Consider the following 23,218-nt stretch of genomic DNA (forward strand, 5'->3'; position numbering starts at 1 on the left):
GGACTACTACTCCACGTTCGCGAAGGAGGGCGGCCGCGTCGGCAGCGGCGCCCTCGGGAGCGGGCAGGGCGGAGTGCCGCGATGTGCGCGCTGACCCGCGCGCACCGGATGCGCGCCGCTCCGGACGAACCTGCCGACTCCCCGGCCACGACCTGGTAAGGGCGTGAGAGCCGGGCCACCGAGAGGAACCCCTCCCGTGCCTGCCACCCCCGCCCTGCGACGGACGCTCACCGTCCTGGCCGCGTTCCCGCTGCTCGCCCTCGCGGCCTGCGGCTACGGATCCCAGGCGAAGGAGAACACCGAGCAGGCCATCGCCGGGGCGCCCAAGGTGGACGGCCTGGACTCGGTGAAGATCGGCTACTTCGGGAACCTCACGCACGCCACCGCTCTGGTCGGCCGGCACGAGGGGCTGTTCCAGAAGGAGCTGGGCGGGACGAAGGCGGAGTACTCCACCTTCAACGCCGGGCCGTCGGAGATCGAGGCGCTGAACTCCAAGTCCATTGACATCGGCTGGATCGGCCCCTCCCCCGCCATCAACGGCTACATCAAGTCGGGCGGCCAGAACCTGCGCATCGTCTCCGGCTCGGCCTCCGGTGGTGTGAAGCTGGTCGTCGACCCGGAGAAGATCAAGTCCCTGAAGGACGTCAAGGGCAAGAGGATCGCCACCCCGCAGCTCGGCAACACCCAGGACGTGGCGTTCCTCAACTGGGCCTCCGCACAGGGCTGGAAGGTCGACGCGGAGAGCGGCCAAGGTGACGTCTCGGTCGTCCGCACCGACAACAAGATCACCCCGGACGCCTACCGGTCCGGTTCGATCGACGGTGCCTGGGTTCCCGAGCCGACGGCCTCCAAGCTGGTCGCCGAGGGCGCGAAGGTGCTGCTCGACGAGGCCGACCTGTGGCCGGACAAGAAGTTCGTGATCACGAACGTGATCGTGTCGCAGAGTTTCCTGAAGGAGCACCCGAAGGCCGTGGAGGCCGTGCTGCGGGCCTCGGTGAAGACCAACGCGTGGATCCAGGACCACCCGGAGCGGGCGAAGGCCGCGGCGAACGCCCAGCTGAAGGCCGACACCGGCAAGCCGCTGCCGGCCGACGTCCTCGATCCGGCGTGGCAGTCCATCCAGGTGACCGACGACCCCCTGGCCGGCACGCTCCGCACCGAGGCCGAGCACGCGGTGAAGGCGGGCCTGCTCCAGAAGCCGGATCTGGCCGGCATCTACGACCTGACCCCGCTGAACAGGGTCCTCAAGGCCGAGGGCGAGCCCGAGGTCGACGACGCCGGGCTCGGCGTGACGTCGTGAGCAACGTACTGATCCCGATGAGTTCCAGGAGGTGACGACCATGGCAACCGCCCTCGCCAAGGCCGCCGACACGGATGCGTCCGTGGAGCACGCCGCGCGCATCGAGCATGTCTCGAAGTCCTTCGCCGGCCCTGCCGGGCAGCAGCTCGTCCTCGACGACATCACGCTCGATGTCGCGCCCGGCGAGTTCGTCACCCTCCTCGGGGCGTCCGGCTGCGGCAAGTCGACCCTGCTGAACCTGGTGGCCGGGCTGGACCGGCCCAGCGCGGGCAGCATCACCACCGACGGCCGTCCGGCGCTGATGTTCCAGGAGCACGCGCTGTTCCCGTGGCTGACCGCGGGCAAGAACATCGAACTCGCCCTCAAGCTCCGGGGCGTGGCCAAGGGCGAACGGCGCGGCCGGGCCGAGGAGCTGCTCGAACTCGTCCGGCTGAAGGGCGCCTACGGCAAGCGGGTGCACGAGCTGTCCGGCGGTATGCGGCAGCGGGTCGCCATGGCCCGCGCTCTCGCCCAGGACAGCAAGCTGCTGCTGATGGACGAGCCGTTCGCCGCGCTGGACGCGATCACGCGGGACGTGCTGCACGACGAGCTGACCCGGATCTGGCGCGAGACGCAGCTGTCCGTCCTGTTCGTCACGCACAACGTGCGCGAGGCGGTGCGGCTGGCTCAGCGGGTCGTCCTGCTGTCCTCCCGTCCGGGGCGGATCGCACGCGAGTGGACGGTGGGCATCCCGCAGCCGCGCCGCATCGAGGACGCCGCGGTGGCGGAGTTGTCCAGGGAGATCACCGAAGAACTGCGTGGGGAGATCCGCCGACATGGCCAGCACTGAGACGAGCGCCGCCAAGGACGGCGGCGATCTCGCCGGGCTCGAAGCGGGGCTCGACGCCCTGGAGACGGTCCAGACCGGGCGTACGCCGCTGCGGCGGACCCTGACCCAGAAGGTCCTGCCGCCGGTCGTCGCCGTCGCCCTGGTGCTGGCGGTGTGGCAGTTCCTGGTGTCGTCCGGGATCTCCGGCGACCCGACCAAGCTGCCCGCACCGTCCGACGTGTGGGGCGAGCTGCGCGAGTCCTGGCTTCAGGGCACGCTCCACGAGTACGTGTGGACGTCCGTCTCGCGCGGTCTGCTCGGCTTCCTGCTGGCGCTGGCCCTCGGTACGCCGCTGGGGTTGCTGGTGTCGCGGGTGCGGTTCGTGCGGGCGGCGATCGGGCCGATCCTGTCGGGTCTGCAGTCGCTGCCGTCGGTCGCGTGGGTGCCGCCGGCCGTGATCTGGCTGGGCCTGAACGACAAGATGATGTTCGCGGTGATCCTGCTCGGCGCGGTGCCCTCGATCGCCAACGGGCTGGTGTCCGGTGTCGACCAGGTGCCGCCGCTGTTCCTGCGGGCGGGCCGCACACTGGGCGCGACCGGTCTGAAGGGCACCTGGCACATCGTGATGCCGGCCGCGCTGCCCGGCTATCTGGCGGGTCTGAAGCAGGGCTGGGCCTTCTCGTGGCGTTCGCTGATGGCCGCGGAGATCATCGCGTCCTCGCCCGACCTGGGCGTGGGTCTGGGGCAGTTGCTGGAGAACGGCCGCAACACCAGCTCCATGTCCATGGTCTTCTTCGCGATCCTGCTCATCCTGATCGTCGGTATCGCCATCGACCTGCTGATCTTCAGCCCGCTGGAGCGGTGGGTGCTGCGCAGCCGCGGTCTGCTGGCCAGGAGCTGAGTCACTGTGTTCACCAAGCCGGTCCTTCTCGTCATCGCCCACGGCAGCCGTGACCCGCGGCACGCCGCGACGGTGCACGCCCTGGTACGCCGGGTGCGGTCGATGCGCCCGGACGTGCGGGTGGAAACCGGCTTCCTGGACTTCAACATCCCGTCGGTGCAGGGGGTGCTGGAGTCGCTGGCGGCGCAGGGCGTGCGGGATGTCGTGGCGCTGCCCCTGCTGCTGACGCGGGCCTTCCACGCGAAGGCCGACATCCCGGCCGTGCTGCGGGACGCGCCGCCGCAGCTGCGGATACGGCAGGCGGAGGTGCTGGGGCCGTCGCCGCTGCTGCTGTCCGCCCTGGAACGCCGGCTGTACGAGGCGGGGCTGACGCCCGCCGACAAGTCCTCGACCGGGGTCGTGCTGGCCTCGGCGGGGTCCTCCGACCCGGAGGCGATCGCAGTGATCGCAGAAATCGCGCGGGAGTGGCGGCACACCGGTTGGTGCGCCGTGCGGCCTGCGTTCGCCTCCGCATCTCTGCCCCGCACCCAGGACGCGGTGCGCGCACTGCGGGCGCTGGGCTGCGGGCGTGTCGCCGTCGCCCCGTACGTCCTGGCGCCCGGGTTCCTCCCCGACCGGATCGCCCGCGGCGCGGTGGAGGCGGACGTGTCGGGCGACGTGCTCGGCGCGGCGCCCGAGGTGGCGCGGGTGCTGCTGGAGCGGTACGACACGGCGGCGGTGCCCGTACTGACGGCCGTGGGGGCCTGACAGAGCCTCAGGCCCTGCGGCGCCCTGCCCGGTCGCAGGCGGCGTCCCCGGCTCGGCGCGACCCCCGCGCCGACGCCGGTGCCGACGGAGGGGAACGCCCCGGCAACGGGGCCGACACCGACGGTCGCAGGGACCCGGCAGAGCCCCCGGGACCCCGCCGGAACGGCACAGGTCGGGGTTGGGCGGGGCGCGTCGCGGTCGGACTCCTCCGGATCCGGAGACCGAGGTCGGCCGACACCCGTCGGCAGAGCCCGTGGGGAGTCGCGTGCCGGCGGCGCCGGGATCAGCCGGTGCCCGTCACACGGTGGGAGCCGCGGCGTCCGTCTCCTCCGCCAGCCGCACCACCTGCGCCACCGGCATCGAGCCGGCGGGCCGCCGTTCACGGGCGAAGGTGTTGGCGAGGCGCTGCAGGAGGTCGTTCAGCGGCGTCGGGACGCCGTGCAGGCGGCCCAGGAGGGTGATCTCGCCGTTGAGGTAGTCGGCCTCGATGGTGCCGGTGCCCCGGGCGAGGGACTGCCAGGACGAGCCGCCGCGGTGCGAGGCGCCGTCGAGGGGGACCAGGGTGACCTTGTCGCCGCGTGCCGCCCCCTGTTCCTCGGCGTCCACGTAGGCGATCCCGGCGGCGTCGAGCACGGCGGCACCCTCGGCCCGCACGCGCCGCAGCAGGGCCGCGGCCTCCTCGCTGTCGACGGGACCGGTCACCGCCTCCAGTGCGTTGCCGAGGTTGCCCAGCAGCTTGGCGTACTGCCAGCGGGCCACGTCCGGCACCACCGGTGCCTCGAAGTGCGACTTCTCCAGGTCGGCGGCGATGAGACGGGCGGTCTCGTCGGTGCCGTGCGGGTGGCGGCCGAGGTGCAGGATGCCGGTGAGGGGGCTGCCGGCCGCGGAGACGACGCCGGGTTCGACGTACGTCGACGGGAGCCAGACGCAGACGCCGTACACCCGCCGGAACAGCCGCAGCGCGAGGCGCTGGCTCTCGACGCCGTTCTGCGCGCACACCAGCGGCAGCCGCTCGGCGGCCGTACCCCCGCCCGCGACCGGGACCGGCCCCCAGGTCTGCAGCGCGGCCACGCTGTCCTGGGTCTTCACCGCGAGGACGAGGACGTCGTCGGGGCGCAGTTCCCCGAGTGCGGACGGACCGTCGACGACCGGGAGCCGGTGGGTCAGTTCGCCTTCCGGCACCCTGAGCCGCAGCCCGCGGTCCCGCAGCGCCTCGAAGTGCGCGCCCCGCGCGACCAGGACCACCTCGTGTCCCGAGCCCGCGAGCCGTCCCCCGATGACGCCGCCGACCGCTCCCGCCCCGATGATGATGTAGCGCATACGACGAGCTTCGCACAGACGTACGCCGACTCGGTCACGCTTCCTGGGTGTCGAAGGGCGTCCCCTGGTGGAAGTACATCTGCCACCCGTCGTCGGTCCGCAGCCACAGTGAACTGCGGTGTGCGTGCACGCCGTCGTACTCCGTGTCGAAGGTCAGATGGACGACGTCCGGGGCCAGTCGGACGCCCTGGATCTCGGAGGTGACCACGTATCGGTCCGTGGGATCGGACGGATCGGTGTCCACCGGCAGACGGGCCAGGGTCGACGCCCGGTCCCAACGCCGCCCCGATGAACCGAACTCGTGGAAGTCGGGGTGCAGCAGCGCCCCGAGCAGTTCGGCCGAGCCGCGCACTCGGGGGTCGAGCAGCCTGAGCTCGCCCTCGATGGCTGCCCGCACGGCGGCATCATGTTCACTCACGTGTCATCTCCACGAGTTTCACGACGGTGTTCCAGTTGCGGCTGGTGGCGATCAAACCCTTGTTGAGCCGGGGCCGCGACAGGATTTCCGCGAGCTTGGAGCGGCCCAGGCCGTTCGGGGCGTACAGGTACAGCGCTCGGTCGCCGAGGCGGAACTCCTCCGGGAGGTGGGCGGTCCGGTCGATCTCCGCGAAGCGGTCGGCGTCGACCGGGGCCGAGAAGTAGGTGACGTGGAGTTGCTTCGGCTCCAACTCGACTGCCGGGAAAGGGCAGTTGTCGGCGATGGCCTTGAGGTAGGCGTGGTCGCGCACGATCACGTCCACCGCGAAGCCGAAGTGCTTCTCGATCGCCGACGCGAGTTCCGCGGCCAGTGACTCCTCGTCGCCGTGGTCGGCGGTGAACACCGCCTGGCCGCTCTGGAGGTAGGTGCGTACGCCGTCGTGGCCGAGGCCGGTCAGCAGGGTGCGCAGGTCGGCCATCGGCACTTTCCTGCTGCCGCCCACGTTGATTCCGCGCAGCAGCGCCGCATACGTCGTCGTCATCCGGCCACCTTAGGACGGCCCTGTGACAACCCTCGTCCTCCTCCCTGATCTTCATCCCCGACATGGCCGGATAGATGTAAGGGACCCTCATCCTCCCCAGTGACGAGAAGCCGCGCACCGAGCGGATGAGTTCCGGCCGCCGTACTTCACCGGGCAGCACGACGAGATGGCTTTATCTGCCCCATACCTTCGAACAGAAGGAGGCGGCAGGGGGCCGCCACCGCAACCAAGGGGGCAAGCCCGTCATGGGGAACGGAGACAAGCGAGTGCGGGGTCTCGCCGCCCGCGCCGGCGGCTGGAGCGCCCGCCATCGATGGGCTGCCGTCGGCATCTGGGTGCTGTTCGTCGCCCTGGCGATGGGGCTCGGTTCGGCGGCCGGCCGGGTCGACGTCAAGAACAGCGACCAGCTCAAGGGCGAGACGCACACCGCAGCCAAGATCATCGAGGACGCGGGCATCGAGGAGCCCGCCAGTGAGACCGTCCTGATCCAGGCGAAGGACGGCGGCCCCAAGGCCACGGACGCCGAGTTCAGGGCGGCGGTCACCGCGGTCGTGAAGGCGGTCGAGGGAACCGGCAAGGTCACGGACGTGACGTCGCCGTACGACACACGGACGATCTCCAAGGACGGCCGCAGCGCGCTGGTGCAGTTCGACATGCGCGGCGAGTCGGACACCGCGGGCGAGCGTGTGGAGCCCGTGCTGAAGGCCGTCGAGGACGTCCAGAAGGACCACGAGTCGCTGCGGATCGAGGAGATCGGCGGCGCGAGCATGATGAAGACGTTCGACGACGCGTTCGGGGACGACTTCCAGAAGGCCGAGTACTCCGCGGTGCCGGTGGCCCTCGGCATTCTGCTCATCGCCTTCGGCGCGGTGGTGGCGGCCCTGCTGCCGGTGCTGCTGGCGATCACCGCGATCATGGCGACGATGGGCCTGATGGGTGTCGTCAGCCATGTGATGCCGATGAGCGACACCGCGAACTCGGTGATGCTGCTGGTCGGCCTGGCCGTCGGCGTCGACTACTGCCTGTTCTACCTGCGCCGCGAGCGTGAGGAGCGCGAGGCCGGCCGGGACGCGCAGACCGCCCTGCGGGTCGCCGCCGCCACCAGCGGCCGCGCGATCATCGTCTCCGGTGTCACGGTGTGCGTGGCGATGGCGGGCATGCTGTTCACCGGTCTCGCCGAGTTCGAGGCGATGGGCCTGGCCTCGCTGATGGTCGTGGCGGTCGCCATGGTCGGCTCGGTGACCGTGCTGCCGGCGCTGCTGTCGCTGCTGGGCGAGCGGGTCGAGAAGGGCAAGATCCCCTACCTGCACCCGGAGAGCAAGCTCCGCCGCAAGCGCGGGCGCGGCACCCGCGAGAGCCGGTTCTGGACGGCCGTGCTGAAGGGTGTGCTCGCCAAGCCGGTCATCTCGGTCGTCGTCGCCGCCGGTGCGCTGCTCGCCATCACGGCTCCCGCGCTCGGCATGAAGACGCAGCAGCTCACTCTGGACCAGGAGTTCGGCGACTCGCTGCCCATCGTCCAGACGTACAACCGGCTCAACGAGGCCTTCCCGGGCGGTTCCGAACCGGCCGAGGTCGTCGTCAAGGCGAACGACATCAACACCCCCGAGGTGAAGTCCGCGCTCGCCGACTTCCGTGAGCGGGCGATCAGTTCGGGTGCCTCGCGCGGCCCGGTGGAGATCAAGCTGCACGACGACAAGAACATCGCCTTCGTGTACGTCCCACTGGTGGGCGGCTCCGACCTGGACAAGGCGGGCGAGAGCCTGGAGAAGCTGCGCGACGAGGTGCGGCCGGCCACACTCGGCAAGGTCGCCGGCGTCGAGTCGCCGATCACCGGGCAGGTCGCCGGTTCGAAGGACTTCAACGACCAGGTGGCGGGAGCGGTCGTCCCGGTCTTCGCGTTCGTCGTGGTCTTCGCCTTCGGGCTGATGCTGCTGTCGTTCCGCTCGCTGACCATCGCCGTCACGTCGATCGTGCTGAACCTGCTGTCGGTGGGCGCCGCTTACGGCATCCTCGTCGCCGTCTTCCAGCACGGCTGGGGTGCGTCCCTGGTGGGCGCGGAGGGCGTCGGCGCCATCATCACGTGGCTGCCGCTGTTCCTCTTCGTGATCCTGTTCGGCCTGTCGATGGACTACCACGTGTTCGTGGTCTCGCGGATCCGCGAGGCGCGTCTGCGGGGCCGCAGCACGAAGGACGCGATCCAGCACGGTGTGGTCACCACGGCCGGTGTCGTCACCAGCGCGGCGGTCATCATGGTCGCCGTGTTCGCGATCTTCGGCACCCTGTCCATGCAGTCCATGAAGCAGATGGGCGTCGGCCTGGCGGCCGCGGTCCTCATCGACGCGACGATCATCCGGGGTGTACTGCTCCCGGCGGTCATGGCGCTGCTGGGCGAGCGCAACTGGTATCTGCCGAAGTGGCTGAACCGCCTGCCTGACCTGACGCACGACGAGGCGCCGGAGGCCGTGACGCGGGAGGCCGCCCGGGAGGGTGAGGGCGAGCGGGTGCCCGCCTGATCCCACCCGACCGCAGAGGGGCCCGTCGACTCGGGGAGTCGACGGGCCCCCTGCCGTCCGGCACCGCTTCGCCCGCATCGCGCCGGCTGCTACCAGTCGTCCTCGTCGTCCTGCCCATAGAGGTTTTCCAGGGCGCCGACGCACTTCTCGGCGACGGTTCCCGCGAACCGCGCGCACGTCCACGCCTGCACGCTGTGGGCTCCGCCGGCGGGCGGGAACTCGTCGGGGGCGTAGAAGTGCGGCATCCCGTCGCGGAAATCCCCGGCGTCCAACGGCGGGTGGGCGTCGGTGTGGGCGCACCGCTCGGGGCGGGGAGCGGCGGCGGCCGTACGCATGATCGCGAGGATGTCGCGGGCGACGGCGTAGGGCGGGGCCGGATAGGAGATGGTCATGGCCTGGTGGGCCGTCAGCAGCAGGACGGCCCGCTCACGAACCCGCCGAACCCTTTCCAGGCCCTGGCCGAGATCCTCGGACCGCCCCAGCCGGTCGTACCGGCGTGCCGCCCACAGACCCAGCTCGTCGGCGTACCGCTCGTTCCAGCTCACGTTCCGGAGCCGATCGGTGATCTTCTCGATGTCGAGAAGGCCGTCCGCGCGGAGATACTCGGCGTCGAGGTGGGAGGTGTCGCGCGGGCTGAAGAGCTTGTCGCGGCCCGCGCGGAGTTCGGTCAGCGTCTGCCGGGCTACGTCCGCCATGAATGCGGGGCACACCAACTGCTCCAGCGGGGCGCCGTCGCCATAATGGCCGGGGTTGCGTTCGTACAGGCGGCGTCCGGCGGGACTGCTGAGGACGATCCCGAGTTCGGCGGCGTTCGTGCTGTGGTCGCTCAGCTTCGGGTGCTGCGCGTGGTCGCAGGTCGCTGCGGCGAGGTCCGGCAGCACCTTCTCCACACCGCTGATGAGGCGGTCGAGCACGGACCTGTCCTGGATCATGCCGGAGACGGCGTGCCAGCTCACGGCCCTGACGACCTGGAGGCGTCCGGGACGCTCCGCGGGCTCCGCGTGGTAGAGGTACCCGCCCTGCGAGGCGATCTCGTCGGCGACATCCGTCCCCGCCTTGGGGTACAGCTCCAGCAACGCCTCCAGTGCCTCGATGTCCTCGCGGTCCTGCAGGGACAACCGGGGTGGGACGTCGTCGACCTCACCCGGACGCAGGATGTCGAGGGCGATCCGCGCGAAGCCGGCGACATTGCGCGGACAGCGCCACGTCTCGCGGGTGTGGTCCTGCTCGTACCATTCGGCGCGCTCGTCGGCGATGCGGAGCAGCAGGTCGGGCAGTGCGGCGTCGGCGTGGTGGCCCTCGTGGGACTCGTACGGGTGGGTGTCGTGGTCACAGGGCCGGACACGCTGCGCGGCGTCCGCGGCCCGCAGCGCCGCCTCGGCCTCCGCCCGGGAGCCCACGCCCGACCGGTTCGTACAGGGGGCCATCATCGTCAGCCCCAGGACCCACACGTACGCGTCCCCGGCGCCGGGATCGGCGGCGAGCCGGGCAGCGCAGTCCAGGACCGTCCGGTCGTGCTCACCGTCGGGGGCCCAGAAGTCGTACTCGTCCTGGATCTCCTCCCAGGACTGCACCAGATCGTGGAGGGGTGTGCCATTGGTTTCCGTCACGATCTTGCCGACGCCTGGAAGGGCCGGGAGGTTCCCCGCCCCTTCGCGGTCGCCGCGCGGCAGGCGAGCCGCCTCGGACCACGCCACACAGGCGCGTGACCGAGGGCGGTAGCGCGGGGCGGCGGCGCCTACGGGTGCGCCGGTGCGTCGCGTACGGCGGCCAGTTCGGCCTCGATCAGGTCGGCGGCCCGCCTGGTGCCGCCCTCCTCGGCCATCTCGGCTCGGATGTCCTTCAGGCGGCGGGCGACGTCGGGGTCGGCGACGAGGGCGAGGCCCGTCTCGCGCAGGGTCTCGGCGGTGGCCTCCTGCGCCGGGACGTGGCGGGCGACACCGAGCGCCTGGAGCATGTCGGCGTTGCCGAACTGGTCCACCGCCTGCGGTACGGCGATCATCGGGGTGCCGGTGGCCAGCCCCTCCCGGCTGCCGCCGGCGCCTGCGTGGGTGACGAACAGGTCGGCCTGCTTCAGGATCGCCAACTGCGGTACCCAGGAGCGCACTTCGACGTCGGCCGGTACGTGCCCCAGGTCGGCCGGATCCACGTGCCGGCCGACCTGGAGCACCAGGTGCCAGCCCGGCAGGTCTGCGAACGCCTTCACGCATTCCCGGTAGAACGCCGGCTGCTTGGTGAAGGCCGAGCCGAGGGAGACGAGCACGACCTTCTCGGCGCCCGCCGGACGCCGCCAGCTCTCCTCGGCGGTGCGGTCGGCCTGGCAGGCACCGACGAAGGTGTGCACGGCCTCGTCCACACGGCCGGCGTTCGGCTGGAGGGCCTTGGGGATGAGCACGACCGAGCGGGACGGGCGGCCGGCGAAGGGATCCGGGTGCTCGCTGATCCCGTTCGACTCCAGCCAGGACCGGAACCGCCGGTAGTAGGCCTGGCCGCGTTCGGTCTTCCTCGGCTCCTGCCACATCGGTTCGGCGACCTCCTGCTCGTAGCCCTCCCAGGCGACCATGCAGGGCGAGAGCGAGATGGCGGGCACGCCCCAGCGATGGGCGAGGACGCGTGCTCCGTAGGCCGCGATGTCGTACAGCACGAGGTCGGGCTCGTCGCCCTCGTACGCCTCGACGAGCTGCGGCAGCGCCTGGATCGCGTCGTCGAGGAACGGCTCCACATGGTCCAGAAGCGTCTCGCCCCAGGCTTCGGGGTCGGCGTCCGGGCCGGGCAGCGTGGAGTTCCAGAGCTTCGGCTCGGCACCGGACTCGGCGACCTTCTCGGCGAAGGCCGGCGGGATCGCGTACGTGACCCGGTGGCCGCGCGCCACGAGCTCGCGGATCACCTCAAGGCTCGGGTTCACGTGGCCGTGGGCGGCGATGGAGAACATGGCGATGTGAGCGGCACTGGTCATGACGGCCACCCTAAGCGAGACGATACGTCTCGTGCAACTTGTTTCCGGCTGCCAGCCCCCCGTACAGCCTCAGCCACGCCTGAGGCGGTACCTCACCCACCAGGACCTCCGTGTCCAGACGCGCCGCACGGAACGCCGCGTCGACCCGTCGCCTCGGGTGGACCCGGCGCAGCGACGCGTGCAGGCAGCCGCCGACGCCCGAGAAGCCGAGTTCCACCAGTCGCCCCCAGTCCGCGTACGCGCCGGCGTCGAGCAGCGGGGTGCGGCGGCGCTCGATCCGCACGATCCCGGCGTCCACACGCGGCACGGGCCGGAAGCTGCGCCGGCCGACCCGGCCCACCAGGCGCCAGTCGTAGCGGGGCCAGGTGCGGATCGTCAGCCGGGTCCAACTGCCGTAGTCACCGGTGCGCTTGCGGGCGTACTCGATCTGGGTGAGGAGCGTGGCGTCGGTGAGGGCGGGCGCCCGCAGGCACCAGTCGACGATGGCGGCGGTGCGGGAGAAGGGCACGTTGCCGGCGACGGAGAACGGCGTACGCGGGGCCCGTGCGGTGAGGAAGTCGGCGCCGACGACCCGGACCCCGGGGGTGTCCGCGAAGCGCGTGCGCAGTGCGGCGACGAGCCGTGGGTCGATCTCGTAGGCGTGGAGGCGGCGGCAGCGCGGGGCCAGCAGCTCGGTCAACGCGCCTTTGCCCGCGCCGACTTCGAGCAGCAGAGGAGTCTCGCGTCCGTGCGGTACGGCGAGCCGGGCGAGTTGCCCGGCGGCGGCGCGGTCGGCGAGGAAGTTCTGGGAGAGCGCGCGGGATGCGCGGGTGGGGCGGGCCATGGCCTGCGGTCCTTGTCTTCCGTGGAGCGGGAAAGGGCGAACAAAGGCCCTGACCGGAAGACAGGAGGGAACGGGAAACAGCGGGTCCCGCGTGGAACAGGTGCTCAGCGGCGGGGGCGGCTCTCCGGGCCGGTCAGGGCGACGGGGCCACGGCGCATCCGTACGGAGTGCGCGCAGGCCCGGCCGTGACCGGTGACGAAGATCGCGTTGTTCGCTGCCACGTACCGCACGCTAGGTGCCGTGAGCGGGCGCGTACAACCGAATTACGCCGGCGCGACGAGCGGCCGCGCGGCTTCGGCGCCGGCACGGCCGCGCCGCTTCGGCGCTACGGCGGTCGCGCCGCTCACGCGCTACGGCGGCCGCACAGCACACGCGCTACGGCGGCCGGCTCGCACCGGCACGGCCTCAGCGCTGGTATCGCGCCAGCACCAGGTTCCCGTCCCGCTCCAGGCGCTCGCGCAACTCCCCGAGTCCGATCGCTCCGCTGTAGTACTCCTGGAAGGCGGGCGTGGCCACCTTGTCCTTCCACTCGGGATAGCCCCGGACGGACTGCGCGGGCGCCGGGCGCAGATGCCCGGCGAGGGCCGTCCCGGTGGCCCAGTCGTGCTCGGAGGTGTGCAGGGCCGGGTCCTTCAGTGCCTCGGTCCCGGTGGGCAGCATCCAGTCGCCCAGCGCCAGGCGCACCATGTTCTTCGGCCGCAGCAGGAAGTCGATGAACTCGGCCGCCTCCCGCTGGTGCGGGCTGTCCGCGGCGATGGACAGGGTCTGCGGGCTGACACCCTGCGCGAGGCCGTCGGCGCCCGCCGGGGCGGGCAGCACCTGCCAGTCGAAGCCCTTCGGCGCCTGTTGCGCGATCTGCTGGCGGTAGGAGAAGCCGAGCGGCACCATCGCGTACCTGCCCCCGAAGAAGCCGGGCAGGGTGTCGGAGCCACCGCTGCCGAGCGTCGTGGGTGAGGCGCTGCCGTCGGTGTTCGCCTGGTCGTGGATCGTACGCGGCACGACCTGGTCCCCGGTGCCGAACCGGATCGTCACCTTGCCGTCGGCGCCCCGGTGGAACAGCTGTCCGCCCGCCGACAGGGACAGGTTGAGGGTGGCGGATACGGGCTCCTTGAGCGGCCAGGCCACGCCGTACCGGCCGTGCCCGCTCAGCCGCTCGGTGATCTCCCGGAACTCCGCCCAGCTCCAGGGGTGTTCGGGCGTGGGAATGCGTACCCCGGCCCGCTTCAGCCAGTCGGCGTTGGCGACGAGCACACGCGGCTCCTGCAGGAAGGGCACACCGTAGACCCCGTCGCCGAAGGTCGTCGTCTCCCAACTGCGTTGGGGGATTTCGGACTTGATCCGCTCGGGCAGCAGGTCGGTCAGGTCCGCGAGGTAGCCGCCGTACGCGAAGTCCGCGAGATCGTCCGAGGCGTCATGGATGATGTCCGGGGCCTCACCGCCCTCGAAGGAGGTGAGCAGCTGGTCGTGGATGCTGTCCCAACTTCCCTGGACGTACTCGACCTTGACGTCGGGGTGGTCGGCGTTCCACTCCTTCACGAGTGCTTTGTTGACCTCGACGGACTCCTCCTGCCAGGCCAGGGACTGGAAGCGCAGGGTGACGGGCCCGCCGGGATCCCGGTCGCCGTCGCCGGTGCATCCGGCGAGCAGCAGGGCGAGGGCGGCGACGAGGGCCGACAGCGGTCTCGTTCTCGTTCGCATCAGCTCTTCACCGCCCCGGCGAGCATGCCGCCCGTGATCCGCCGCTGGATGAGCGCGAACACCACCAGGGAGGGCAGCGTCGCGAGGAACGCGGCTGCGGCCAGCGGGCCGAGGTCGGCCACGCCCTCCGCGCCGATGAAGTGGGTGAGGACGACCGGCAGCGTCTGCTTCTGCGCTGTCTTCAGCAGGACGAGCGCGAAGAAGAACTCGTTCCAGGCGGTGACGAACGCGAAGAGTGCCGTCGCCACGATCCCCGGCGCGAGCAGCGGCGCGGTCACCGACACCAGGGTCCGCAGCCGTCCGGCCCCGTCGACCGCCGCCGCCTCCTCCAACTCGGTCGGCACGGCTCGGACGTATCCGGTCAGCATCCACAGCGCGAACGGCAGCGCCCACACGACGTACACCATGATCAGCCCGGGCACGGAGTTGATCAGCCGCAGGTTCTTCAGCACCAGGAACAGCGGAATGATCACCAGCACGAGCGGGAACGCCTGGCTGACCACCACCCAGCCGGTCGCCACCCGCGTGAGCCGGGTGCGCCGCCGGGCCATGACATAGGCCATCGGAGTCGCGAGCACTACGGCGATCAGTGCGGCGCCCAGCGCGGCGACCAGGGAGTTGAGGGCGGCGTGCAGCAGAGGCTGTTCGTCGATGGCCTGCCGGAAGTTGGCGAGCGTGGGGTCCTTCGGGATCCACGTGGGATGCAGGCTGGCCAGTTCCCGGGGTGGCTTGAAGGCGGTGGAGATCAGCCAGAGGAAGGGGAAGGCGAGGAAGAGGAGATAGGCGAGCAGGGCGGCGTACTGGCCGGCGCGGCCGGTCCGGCTGGTCCTCACGTGTCGTCGCCTCCCCGGAGCCGGCCCACCAGGAACAGGGCGAGAAGTACCGAGATCACCGCGACCATGACGCACCCCATGGCCGCGGCGTAGCCGAACTGCCCGTAGCGGAAGGCCTCTTCGTAGGCGAAGAGCATGGGCAGCCGGGTGCGTCCGCCGGGGCCGCCGCCGGTGAGCACGTAGACCAGGGCGAAGGAGTTGAAGTTCCAGATCAGGTTGAGTGCCGTGATGGAGAGGGCGACGGGTCTGATCGCGGGCCAAGTGACGGTGCGGAAACGGCGCCAGGCACCGGCGCCGTCCACGGCCGCCGCCTCGTGCAGTTCGCGCGGGGTGTTCTGCAGGCCCGCGAGCAGGGCGACCGTCGTGGTCGGCATCCCGGCCCAGATCCCTACGACGATCACGGCGGGCAGGGCGGTGCCGAGCCCGCTGAGCCAGTCGCGGCCGTCGCCGAGTCCGAGGCCCCGGAGCGTCTCGTTGAGGATGCCCGCGTCGGGGTTGTAGACCAGCCGCCACATGACGCCGACGACGACCTCGGGCATCGCCCAGGGCACGATCGCGAGGGCGCGGGCCAGCCATCTCAGGCGCAGGTCCTGGTTGAGCAGCAGGGCGAGGCCGAGTGCCAGCAGGAACTGCGGCACGGTGACCCCGACGGCCCAGACCAGTCCGATCCGGAACGACTCCCAGAACAGGGTGTCGTGCAGCAGGTCCCGGAAGTTGAGGCCGCCGATCCATCGGGTGGGCTGGGTGCGTCCGGACTGGGCGTCGGTGAAGGACAGCAGGATGCCGTAGAGCAGCGGTCCGACGCTCAGGACGAGGATGGGGATCAGCGCCGGCAGCACGAGGAACCAGGCGCCGTGGTCCGCGGCCGTCCGGCGCCTGTCCGCGTCGGGCGTCCGCCCCACCGACCTCTCCGCCTCGGTCACCGATGTCACGTGATCAGCCCCTTTTGCGCAGCCCGGCTGGGACGGCCCCGTCATGGTCGTGAAGGGGCTGTGCCCCGTCAAGGCCGGACGCACACGGTCCGACCTGTGGGAATGCGACACTGTCGGGCGAGTGGCGGGATCAGGACAGCCACATGCGGTCGGATCAGGACTCCGTATGCGGTGGGATCAGGACAGCCGCATGCGGTGGGATCAGGACTCCGCGTGCGGTGGGATCAGGACAGTCGGCCGACGGTGGCCGGCGCCTTGGGTACGGATCGACGCGGCGGCGGGCCGGGCGGGACACGGAGGCGGACGATGGACGAGGCGCGGGCGCGGGACGTACTGGCCGCGGCGGGAGTACTGCCCGGTCCGGCGCGGGACGCCCGTCTGCTCGCTCTCGGTGAGAACGCGGTGTTCGCCGCCGGTGACCTGGTCGTCAAGGTGGGCCGCGACGCCGAAGTCCTGGACCGGGCGCGGCGCGAGCTGGACATCGCCGTGTGGCTGGCCGACGCGGGCGTTCCGGCCGTGCGGGCGGCCGGGCCCGAGGCGCTGCTGGTCGAGGGGCACCCGGTGACCGTGTGGCACCGGCTGCCCGATCCGGTACGCCCCGCCGGGCCCCGGGATCTGGCCGAACTCCTGCGCCTGGTGCACGCGCTGCCCGCGCCCTCGTTCCCGCTGCCGCCGCGTGAGTTGCTGGGAGGCGTGGAGCGATGGCTGCGGCTCGCCGGTGACGCGATCGACCCGGCCGACGCGGCGTACCTGCGCAAGCGGCGGGACGGGTTCGCGGCCGCCGCGGCCGGGCTGACGCCGCGTCTGGCGCCGGGCCCGATCCACGGGGACGCGTTGCCGCGCAATGTGCATGTCGGCCCGGACGGTCCGGTGCTGATCGACCTGGAGACGTTCTCGGCCGATCTGCGGGAGCACGACCTGGTGGTCATGGCCCTGTCCCGGGACCGGTACGGACTGCCCGCTGCGGACTACGCGTCGTTCGTCGAGGCGTACGGCTGGGACGTACGGGACTGGGACGGCTGTGCGGTGCTGCGGGGCGCACGGGAGACGGCCAGTTGCGCCTGGGTGGCGCAGCACGCGCCGAGCAACCCGAAGGCCCGGGTCGAGTTCGAGCGGCGGGTGGCCTCCTTGCGGGAAGGGGACGAGGCGGTGCGGTGGTATCCGTTCTGAGCGCCTGTCGCCCTCCGGGAAAAGCGACGTGAGCCGCCGGGGTTCGCACCGCCCTGCTCCGGTCCTCGCGCGCCGGGCCCGTGGTGCGGCGACAAGTCTCGGGCGCAGCGGCTGAGTCGGTCGGTCACGCGTTGCCGAGTGGCCGGAGGGGTCAGGTGGCGGGGCCCGCGGTGGCCCGCGTGCCCGGGGCGGTCGCGTCCCGTTCCCGGATCGTTCGCGCGGCGTGGCGCAGCTCGGCCAGGACCGTGCGGATCGCTGTGCGGGCCGTACGCTCGGGGCGGTAGAGGGCGTCGATGTGGCGCCTGGCCTGGACGCCGCTAAGGGGTCTGAGGACCAGGGCGGGATGGGGGCGCATCGTCCAGCGCGGCATCAGCGCGATGCCGCCCCCGGCGGCCACCACCTCGGCCACCACCGCGAACTCGTTGATGCGGTGGGCGAGACGGAGGCGGCGGCCGGCCGCCGCGGCGACGGCTTCGACGACCGCGAGGACCGGGAAGCCGTCATGCACGGCGATCCACGGCTCGTCGGCCACGTCGCGCGGGGTGACCCGGCGTTTGGCGGCAAGGGGATGGCCGGCCGGCATCGCCACGTCCAGCGGCTCACGCAGCAGCGTCGACGCGGCCACCGTGTCCGGCCAGGGCGGGGCGAAGTCCAGCCGGTGGGCGAGCACGATGTCGTACTCCCCGGTGAGCCGGGGGAAGTCCTCCTGCGGTACGTCCTCGTCGACCAGCCTCGGCACCGGTCGCCCCGGACCGGCCAGCCCACGGAGCAACAGCGGGAAGAACGCGGCGCCCGCGCTGTGGAACGCCGCCACGGACACCTCCGCGTCCGGCCGCTCGACGAACTCCTCGACCGTGTGCCGCGCCCGCGCCAGGGCCGTCTCCACCTCCACGGCCGCGGCCGCCAGCGCCTGCCCGGCGTCGGTCAGCGCCAGTCGGCGTCCCTGCCGCTCGGTGAGCGGGACCGGGAGGGCGCGCTGCAGCAGCCGCAGCTGCTGGGAGATCGCCGAGGGTGTCACCAGCAGCGCCTCGGCGACCGCCGTGACACTGCCCAGTTCGCCGAGTTCCCGCAGGATCCGCAGCTGCCGTTCGTCCATGGCCGCAGTCTAGGACGACGATGTAGCACTACTGAATGATCGTTGTAGAAGGTGGTACTGGGCTTCAAGGATGTCTCCGGTGCACCGTGGAGCGGTGTCCGACGTCCGCCGTACCGATGCGGTACTCCTCCTTGTCGCGCTCGTCTGGGGCTCCAGCTACCTGTCCGCCCAGACGGCCACCGCCGCGCTCCCCGTCCTGCTCGTGCTGTTCGCCCGCTACGCCCTCTCCGCGTCGGCCTGTCTCGGCGTCGTCGCCGCGCGGCGGCGCGGGCCGCGCCGGTGGACGCGAGACGAGTGGCGGGCCGGTGTGCCCCTGGGCGTGACCCAGGCCGCGGTCCTGCTCGTGGAGACGTACGGTGTCGCCCACACCAGCGCCGCCAACGCCGGACTCATCATCAGCCTGACCATCGTCCTCACCCCGCTCCTCGACCGCGGTGGCCGGCGCGGGCCACTGCCTCCCGCCTTCTTCGTCGCGACCGGTGTCTGCACGGTGGCCGTCGGGCTGCTGATGTCCGGCAACGGCTTCCAGGCCCCACGCCTCGGTGACCTGCTGATGCTCGGTGCCGCGGTCATCCGGGCCGCCCATGTCGCCCTCGTCGGCCGCCTCACCGTGGGGCGGGCCGTCCGGCCGCTGCACCTGACGACCGTGCAGACCCTCGTCGGCACCGCCCTGTTCCTGCCGGCCGCCGCAGGGGACCTGCCGACGCTGGCCCACGCGGATCCGGCGACCTGGGCGCAGCTGCTCCATCTCGCCCTGTTCTGCAGTGTGTTCGCCTTCCTCGCCCAGACCTGGGCCGTGCAACGCACCTCCGCCAGCCGGGCCAGCCTGCTGCTGGGCACCGAGCCGGTCTGGGCCGTCGCGGTGGGCGCGGCCCTCGGCGGTGAGCACCTCACGCCGCTCACCGGCCTCGGGGCGGCCCTGATGGTCGCCGGCACCTACTGGGGTCAGGCGGTGGAACGCGCCCACCGGAACGCACCGCACCCCCGGCTCTCCCCGGCCCGCCCTTCCGACCTCGACAAGGACTCCCCGTGCCCGACCACGCCCGTCACGACACCTACGACCACCTGATCTCCCTGCTCGACTCCTGCCACGTCGACTACCGCCTCCTCGACCACGCACCCGAGGGTGCCACCGAGGCCGTCTGCGCGCTGCGCGGGCACCCGGCCTCCGAGGCCGCGAAGTGCATCGTGCTGCGGGTGAAGGTGGACCGTCGCACCACCCGGCATGTCCTCGCGGTCGTCCCCGGTGACCGGCGCGTGGATCTGGACGCCGTCCGGACCCTGTTCGCGGCCCGCTACGTCGGCTTCAACGATCCCGCTACCGCCGAGCGGCTCGCGCGCGCGGTCCCCGGCACCGTCCTGCCGTTCAGCTTCGACCCGGAGCTGGAACTGGTCGCCGATCCTGATGTCGTGGCCCAGCCCAGGCTGTACTTCAACGCCGCCCGGCTCGACCGCTCGCTGCTCATCTCCGGTGCCGACTACGCGCGGTCGGCCCAACCCCGCGTCGAGCGCATCGCGGCACCGGCGACCGCCTCGGCGCAGACATAGGCGCACGCATAGGCGCAGGCGCAGGCGCAGTCATAGGCATAGGCGTAGGCGTACGCGCACGCGCAGAGGCAGACGCAAGCTTCAGGCGAGCGGCTGCCCGGCCGGCTCCCTGAGCGGCCACGTCCCGTCGACCACCGCGGTCGGGTCGCCCTTGCGGCGCAGGAAGTTCTGGAAGTCCGCCGCCCACTCGGCGTACCACTCGATCTGGCGGCGGTGCAGCTCGGCCGGACCAAGGGTCGCGATCTTGGGGTGGCGGGTGGCTATGGCGCAGGCCAGGCGGGCCGCGGCGAGGGCATCGGCGGACGCGTCGTGCGCGGAGTCGAGGACGACGCCGTACTCCCGGCAGACCGCTTCGAGGTTGCGTTTGCCGCGGCGGTAGTGGTCGGCCCAGCGGTCGATGGTGTACGGGTCGATGACCGGAGCGGGGGCGAGGCCACCGAGGCGGTCGCGCAGGGACGGCAGTTCGTACCGTCGTAGTTCGGCGGAGAGCAGGCTCAGGTCGAAGGCCGCGTTGTAGGCGACGACCGGTACGCCCGTCCTCCAGTACCCCGTCAGGACGTCCGCGATGGCGTCGGCCACCTGGTCGGCCGGGCGGCCCTCCGCCGTCGCGCGCTCGGTGCTGATCCCGTGGACCGCCACCGCGTCCGCGGGAATCTCCACCCCGGGATCCGCCAGCCACTCCTTGTGGCCCAAGGGCTGCCCGGCCCTGACCTCGATCACGGCGCCTGTGACGATGCGCGCCTCGCGCGGGTCGGTCCCGGTCGTCTCCAGGTCGAAGCCGATCAGCAGCTCACGGTGCCAGCCCATGGGCGGTCCCCCTTCTTGGTGGTGCGTTCCCCCAGTGGTCTCCACCTTCCCATGAGCCACTGACAATCAGAGGACCGCATTCCGCTTCCGCGTCGACACCGGTCCACGGGGCGGTTCGGGACCGGATGATTCAGGACACCGGCCTCGAATCCGCCCACATCAACTCGAACTCCTCGCGATACGTAGGGAAAAGCCCACCTTCGTCGATCTCGTCCGACTTGACCAGTCTGCCCGCGTTGCGCAGCACCAGCACCGGGGCCTCCAGTCCGCGGGTCCGCCGCAGATAGGACTGCACGACCGCGATGCCGTCGGAACCGTCGCCGTCGACGAGGTACGCCGTGAAGCGGGGCGTCTCGTCGAAGACCTGGATCTCGAAGGCGCCCGGGTCCCGCAGCCGGGACCGCACCCGGCGCATGTGCAGGATGTTCATCTCGACCGCGCGGCTCAGCTCGCCCCGCTTGATGCCCAGTTCACGCTCGCGTCGCTTGACCGCGCTGGAGGCCGGGTTCAGGAACAGCAGCCGTACCCGGCAGCCGGTCTCGGCGAGCCGTACCAGTCGCCGCCCGGAGAAGTTCTGCACCAGCAGGTTGAGGCCGATGCCGATGGCGTCTAGGCGGCGCGCCCCGCCGAAGATGTCCTCGGCCGGGAACTGGCGCAGCAGGCGGACCCGGTCGGGGTGCACGGCGACCACGTCGGCGTACCGGTCGCCGACCAGGTCCTCGACGGCGTCGATGGGAAGCCGCCGGGCGGACGGGACGTCGCCGCCGGCACCGAGGACCTCGATCAGACGCGCGGACGCCCGTTCGGCCTGGTTGAGCACCGCCTCGGACAGGGCCCGGTTGCGTGAGACCACGTTACGGGCCACTTCGAGTTCGTCCAGCGCCAGTTCGACATCGCGGCGGTCGTCGACGTACGGCTCGAAGCACGGCCAGTGCTGCACCATCAGCTCCCGCAGCTGCGGCAGCGTCAGGAAGCTGAGGACGTTGTCGTCGGCCGGATCGAGCAGGTAGCCCTTGCGACGGCTGACCTCGCGTACGGCGACCGCGCGGTTCACCCACTCCTGGCCGGCCGGCCCGGCCGCCGCGACCACCCAGTCGTCGCCGTGGACCGGTTCGTAGATGGGGCGCAGCACCGCGGCCACGACCGCGCGCAGCCGCTGTTCGACGAGGTTCAGCCAGATGTACGCCCGGCCGGCCCGCTGGGCGCGCGTACGCACCTCGCGCCAGGAGTCGGTGTCCCAGTCCAGCTCCGGGCCGATGGAACTGGTCTCCATCGGCCTGGCCAGGGACACCGCACCGGGTGGGACCTCTGTGGAGCCCCCCTCGTGACCCTCGTCACCAGGGGGCAGCTCCAGCCCTCCCGAGCCCACCCGCGCACCGCCTTCCGCTCCCCCGAGCACTCCCCGTCCCAACGATCAAGGAAGGGTACTCCGGGAGCGGTCGGCGGTGCAGCCGGATGGACAGGGTCGTTTCTCAACTACGCGGACGCCAGTGCCCGTTCTGCCAGGCGAGCTCGCTCGGAGTGAGCGGATTCATAGCCGTCACGTCCCGCGGGACGATGGAGAATCCCTGCCAGTGGACCGGCATGGGCTGCTGGTCCTCGTCCCTGGCTATGTGGTGGAAGCCCACGTTCGTCCAGACGATCGGGTGCGTCAGCGTCTGACCGCCGACCCACTTGTCGACGGACTTGGGGTGGGTGTTCCCACAACCCGGATTGTGGGTGGCGAACTTCTCGCACTTGTTGTACTCGGTGACGTACACGTCGTGCTTGGTGTAGCTGCGGCCCGGGTACTTGGTGCTGACGCCGGGCACGATCTCGTACGAGCGCGCGTGGCCGTCCTTGTTCTTGCCGGTCGCGCTGACCATGCGCCACCAGCGGTACGCCTTGGCGTCGCCCGCGAGTTCCTTGGTGACCTTGGTGCGGGTCGTCTTGGTCGTCGGGGCGCGGTCGCCGGCGGTGGGCGCGGTGACCGCGGAGTCGTACTGCTCGACCTTGTTCTTGGTGGAGCCGTCCAGGCCGAAGTCGAGCCGCCAGAAGACGTTGTGGCTGTGGCTGGTGGCCTTGGCGCGGTCCCCCTTGCCGATGGGCCAGCCACGGCCGTCACCGGCGTCGTAGTCGTCGTAGGAGAGGCTGCCGGTCGCACCGACGTTCATGGTGACCGTGCCGTCGTCCTGGAAGCGCCACTCGGTCATGTACTCGTACCAGCCGACCTGGTTGACCGTGTAGACGAGCAGGTCCTTGCTCTGGGCCTGGTAGACCTTGTTCGCGCTGTCGCCCTGCATGCGGTAGGCGTGGCCGCGCGCGCGTGTCGTCGTGCACAGGCCCTTGACGTTCGCGTTCTGCGGGTCCCATGCCTCGGGGACCTTGACGGACTTGATGGTTCCGCCCGGGCACTCGCTCGGCGCCAGGGTCATGAGCCCCTGGGCGAAGCCGAAGCCGGTCAGGTCGTCGTACTCGACGCTTCCGTCGTCGTACGGGACGTGGATCTGGCCGAGCCTGGCGCTGTTGAGCACCTTGATCGGCTGGGCTTCGCCCTTGGGCTGGTAGGAGATCTTTTCCAGGACGAGGCCGGCCTTGCCGTCGTAGCGCCAGCACATCCGCCAGGTCGTACCGCCGGTGAGCTTCTGCTCGATGCGGTAGGCGGCGCTGCAGTCGGCGGCCGGCGCCGGGGCGGCCTTCGGCTGGGCCGAGGCGGATCCTGCGCCGGTCGTCGCGCCGGCTGCCAGGGCCGCCAGGGACAGGCCTACGGCCGCGCCCTTGCGGGCACGGCTCATTCTGTTCACGCGCATGAAGAAATGACTCCCTTA

19 protein-coding genes and 2 pseudogenes are annotated in these 23,218 nt (G+C 71.4%); 8 read left to right on the plus strand and 13 right to left on the minus strand.

The window, feature by feature from the left end:
* Positions 1 to 196 precede the first annotated feature (196 nt).
* The 4 genes from ACFYNL_RS30285 to ACFYNL_RS30300 are packed head-to-tail and all read left to right on the plus strand — an operon-like array spanning position 197 to position 3,756.
* A complete protein-coding gene (locus tag ACFYNL_RS30285; RefSeq protein WP_388808707.1) occupies positions 197 to 1,300 on the plus strand; it encodes an aliphatic sulfonate ABC transporter substrate-binding protein in 1,104 nt (367 codons plus the stop codon).
* 40 nt (positions 1,301 to 1,340) lie between these two features.
* The gene (locus ACFYNL_RS30290; RefSeq protein ID WP_388808710.1) at positions 1,341 to 2,129 is read left to right on the plus strand and encodes an ABC transporter ATP-binding protein; all 789 of its coding nucleotides are present in this window, start codon (positions 1,341 to 1,343) and stop codon (positions 2,127 to 2,129) included.
* Positions 2,116 to 3,009: an ABC transporter permease gene (locus ACFYNL_RS30295; RefSeq protein WP_388808711.1), complete on the plus strand. Its 894-nt coding sequence runs from the start codon at positions 2,116 to 2,118 to the stop codon at positions 3,007 to 3,009. Before ACFYNL_RS30290 ends, ACFYNL_RS30295 begins: the two co-directional genes overlap by 14 nt.
* A 6-nt stretch (positions 3,010 to 3,015) precedes the next feature.
* Positions 3,016 to 3,756 carry a sirohydrochlorin chelatase gene (locus ACFYNL_RS30300; protein ID WP_388808714.1) on the plus strand — a complete coding sequence of 247 codons (741 nt, stop codon included), beginning with the start codon at positions 3,016 to 3,018 and terminating at the stop codon, positions 3,754 to 3,756.
* Positions 3,757 to 4,053: 297 nt separating this feature from the next.
* Here ACFYNL_RS30300 and ACFYNL_RS30305 read toward each other — a convergent pair whose 3' ends face one another.
* From ACFYNL_RS30305 to ACFYNL_RS30315, 3 genes are read right to left on the minus strand one after another with little or no spacing between them, the layout of a single operon-like run.
* A complete protein-coding gene (locus ACFYNL_RS30305; RefSeq protein ID WP_388808716.1) occupies positions 4,054 to 5,076 on the minus strand; it encodes a ketopantoate reductase family protein in 1,023 nt (340 codons plus the stop codon).
* Positions 5,077 to 5,110: 34 nt separating this feature from the next.
* On the minus strand, positions 5,111 to 5,494 hold the full coding sequence (locus tag ACFYNL_RS30310) for a DUF4440 domain-containing protein (RefSeq protein WP_388808719.1): 384 nt from the start codon (positions 5,492 to 5,494) through the stop codon (positions 5,111 to 5,113).
* Positions 5,487 to 6,035 carry a DUF1697 domain-containing protein gene (locus ACFYNL_RS30315; protein WP_388808721.1) on the minus strand — a complete coding sequence of 183 codons (549 nt, stop codon included), beginning with the start codon at positions 6,033 to 6,035 and terminating at the stop codon, positions 5,487 to 5,489. The genes ACFYNL_RS30310 and ACFYNL_RS30315 overlap by 8 nt, the downstream gene beginning before the upstream one ends.
* Before the next feature lie 245 nt (positions 6,036 to 6,280).
* Here ACFYNL_RS30315 and ACFYNL_RS30320 point away from each other — a divergent pair, with 245 nt between their 5' ends.
* A complete protein-coding gene (locus ACFYNL_RS30320; protein WP_388808723.1) occupies positions 6,281 to 8,548 on the plus strand; it encodes an MMPL family transporter in 2,268 nt (755 codons plus the stop codon).
* An 89-nt stretch (positions 8,549 to 8,637) separates the two neighbouring features.
* Here ACFYNL_RS30320 and ACFYNL_RS30325 read toward each other — a convergent pair whose 3' ends face one another.
* The 6 genes and pseudogenes from ACFYNL_RS30325 to ACFYNL_RS30350 all read right to left on the minus strand — a co-directional run bounded on the left by ACFYNL_RS30325 (position 8,638) and on the right by ACFYNL_RS30350 (position 15,790).
* The gene (locus ACFYNL_RS30325) at positions 8,638 to 10,158 is read right to left on the minus strand and encodes a hypothetical protein (protein WP_388808726.1); all 1,521 of its coding nucleotides are present in this window, start codon (positions 10,156 to 10,158) and stop codon (positions 8,638 to 8,640) included.
* 128 nt (positions 10,159 to 10,286) lie between these two features.
* Positions 10,287 to 11,559, minus strand: a pseudogene (gene mgt, locus ACFYNL_RS30330) (macrolide-inactivating glycosyltransferase).
* Positions 11,551 to 12,327, minus strand: a pseudogene (gene erm / locus ACFYNL_RS30335) (ErmE/ErmH/ErmO/ErmR family 23S rRNA (adenine(2058)-N(6))-methyltransferase); the annotation flags it as partial. The pseudogenes erm and mgt, both read right to left, overlap by 9 nt.
* A 405-nt stretch (positions 12,328 to 12,732) precedes the next feature.
* Entirely contained in the window at positions 12,733 to 14,025 is a 1,293-nt protein-coding gene (locus tag ACFYNL_RS30340) for an ABC transporter substrate-binding protein (RefSeq protein WP_388808728.1), read from the minus strand.
* The gene (locus ACFYNL_RS30345; RefSeq protein ID WP_388808731.1) at positions 14,025 to 14,858 is read right to left on the minus strand and encodes a carbohydrate ABC transporter permease; all 834 of its coding nucleotides are present in this window, start codon (positions 14,856 to 14,858) and stop codon (positions 14,025 to 14,027) included. The genes ACFYNL_RS30340 and ACFYNL_RS30345 overlap by 1 nt, the downstream gene beginning before the upstream one ends.
* Positions 14,855 to 15,790: a carbohydrate ABC transporter permease gene (locus ACFYNL_RS30350; RefSeq protein ID WP_388808733.1), complete on the minus strand. Its 936-nt coding sequence runs from the start codon at positions 15,788 to 15,790 to the stop codon at positions 14,855 to 14,857. Before ACFYNL_RS30350 ends, ACFYNL_RS30345 begins: the two co-directional genes overlap by 4 nt.
* A gap of 306 nt (positions 15,791 to 16,096) precedes the next feature.
* Between ACFYNL_RS30350 and ACFYNL_RS30355 the strand changes: the two genes are divergently transcribed.
* Entirely contained in the window at positions 16,097 to 16,960 is an 864-nt protein-coding gene (locus tag ACFYNL_RS30355) for a phosphotransferase enzyme family protein (protein ID WP_388808735.1), read from the plus strand.
* A gap of 151 nt (positions 16,961 to 17,111) precedes the next feature.
* Here the strand turns inward: ACFYNL_RS30355 and ACFYNL_RS30360 are convergent, their stop codons facing one another.
* Positions 17,112 to 18,056 carry a LysR family transcriptional regulator gene (locus ACFYNL_RS30360; RefSeq protein ID WP_388808738.1) on the minus strand — a complete coding sequence of 315 codons (945 nt, stop codon included), beginning with the start codon at positions 18,054 to 18,056 and terminating at the stop codon, positions 17,112 to 17,114.
* 94 nt (positions 18,057 to 18,150) lie between these two features.
* Between ACFYNL_RS30360 and ACFYNL_RS30365 the strand changes: the two genes are divergently transcribed.
* The gene (locus ACFYNL_RS30365; protein ID WP_388808740.1) at positions 18,151 to 19,125 is read left to right on the plus strand and encodes a DMT family transporter; all 975 of its coding nucleotides are present in this window, start codon (positions 18,151 to 18,153) and stop codon (positions 19,123 to 19,125) included.
* A complete protein-coding gene (locus tag ACFYNL_RS30370) occupies positions 19,086 to 19,604 on the plus strand; it encodes a YbaK/EbsC family protein (protein ID WP_388808742.1) in 519 nt (172 codons plus the stop codon). Before ACFYNL_RS30365 ends, ACFYNL_RS30370 begins: the two co-directional genes overlap by 40 nt.
* 81 nt (positions 19,605 to 19,685) lie before the next feature.
* Here ACFYNL_RS30370 and ACFYNL_RS30375 read toward each other — a convergent pair whose 3' ends face one another.
* From ACFYNL_RS30375 to ACFYNL_RS30385, 3 genes are all read right to left on the minus strand, one after another.
* Complete coding sequence (locus ACFYNL_RS30375) at positions 19,686 to 20,411, minus strand: 3'-5' exonuclease (protein WP_388808745.1); 726 nt, start codon at positions 20,409 to 20,411, stop codon at positions 19,686 to 19,688.
* A 130-nt stretch (positions 20,412 to 20,541) separates the two neighbouring features.
* Positions 20,542 to 21,780 carry an SAV2148 family HEPN domain-containing protein gene (locus ACFYNL_RS30380; RefSeq protein WP_388809100.1) on the minus strand — a complete coding sequence of 413 codons (1,239 nt, stop codon included), beginning with the start codon at positions 21,778 to 21,780 and terminating at the stop codon, positions 20,542 to 20,544.
* A gap of 103 nt (positions 21,781 to 21,883) precedes the next feature.
* The gene (locus ACFYNL_RS30385) at positions 21,884 to 23,200 is read right to left on the minus strand and encodes a copper amine oxidase (protein ID WP_388808747.1); all 1,317 of its coding nucleotides are present in this window, start codon (positions 23,198 to 23,200) and stop codon (positions 21,884 to 21,886) included.
* Positions 23,201 to 23,218 lie beyond the last annotated feature (18 nt).

Source organism: Streptomyces sp. NPDC007808 (assembly GCF_042868655.1).
GTDB lineage: Bacteria > Actinomycetota > Actinomycetes > Streptomycetales > Streptomycetaceae > Streptomyces.

Bases quoted from the DNA above. Each gene is read 5' to 3' on its own strand.
- ACFYNL_RS30315 (WP_388808721.1), bottom strand. From the start codon at position 6,035: ATGACGACGACGTATGCGGCGCTGCTGCGCGGAATCAACGTGGGCGGC.
- ACFYNL_RS30355 (WP_388808735.1), top strand. From the start codon at position 16,097: ATGGACGAGGCGCGGGCGCGGGACGTACTGGCCGCGGCGGGAGTACTG.
- ACFYNL_RS30385 (WP_388808747.1), bottom strand. From the start codon at position 23,200: ATGCGCGTGAACAGAATGAGCCGTGCCCGCAAGGGCGCGGCCGTAGGC.
- ACFYNL_RS30340 (WP_388808728.1), bottom strand. From the start codon at position 14,025: ATGCGAACGAGAACGAGACCGCTGTCGGCCCTCGTCGCCGCCCTCGCC.
- ACFYNL_RS30305 (WP_388808716.1), bottom strand. From the start codon at position 5,076: ATGCGCTACATCATCATCGGGGCGGGAGCGGTCGGCGGCGTCATCGGG.
- ACFYNL_RS30295 (WP_388808711.1), top strand. From the start codon at position 2,116: ATGGCCAGCACTGAGACGAGCGCCGCCAAGGACGGCGGCGATCTCGCC.
- ACFYNL_RS30320 (WP_388808723.1), top strand. From the start codon at position 6,281: ATGGGGAACGGAGACAAGCGAGTGCGGGGTCTCGCCGCCCGCGCCGGC.
- ACFYNL_RS30290 (WP_388808710.1), top strand. From the start codon at position 1,341: ATGGCAACCGCCCTCGCCAAGGCCGCCGACACGGATGCGTCCGTGGAG.
- ACFYNL_RS30360 (WP_388808738.1), bottom strand. From the start codon at position 18,056: ATGGACGAACGGCAGCTGCGGATCCTGCGGGAACTCGGCGAACTGGGC.
- ACFYNL_RS30375 (WP_388808745.1), bottom strand. From the start codon at position 20,411: ATGGGCTGGCACCGTGAGCTGCTGATCGGCTTCGACCTGGAGACGACC.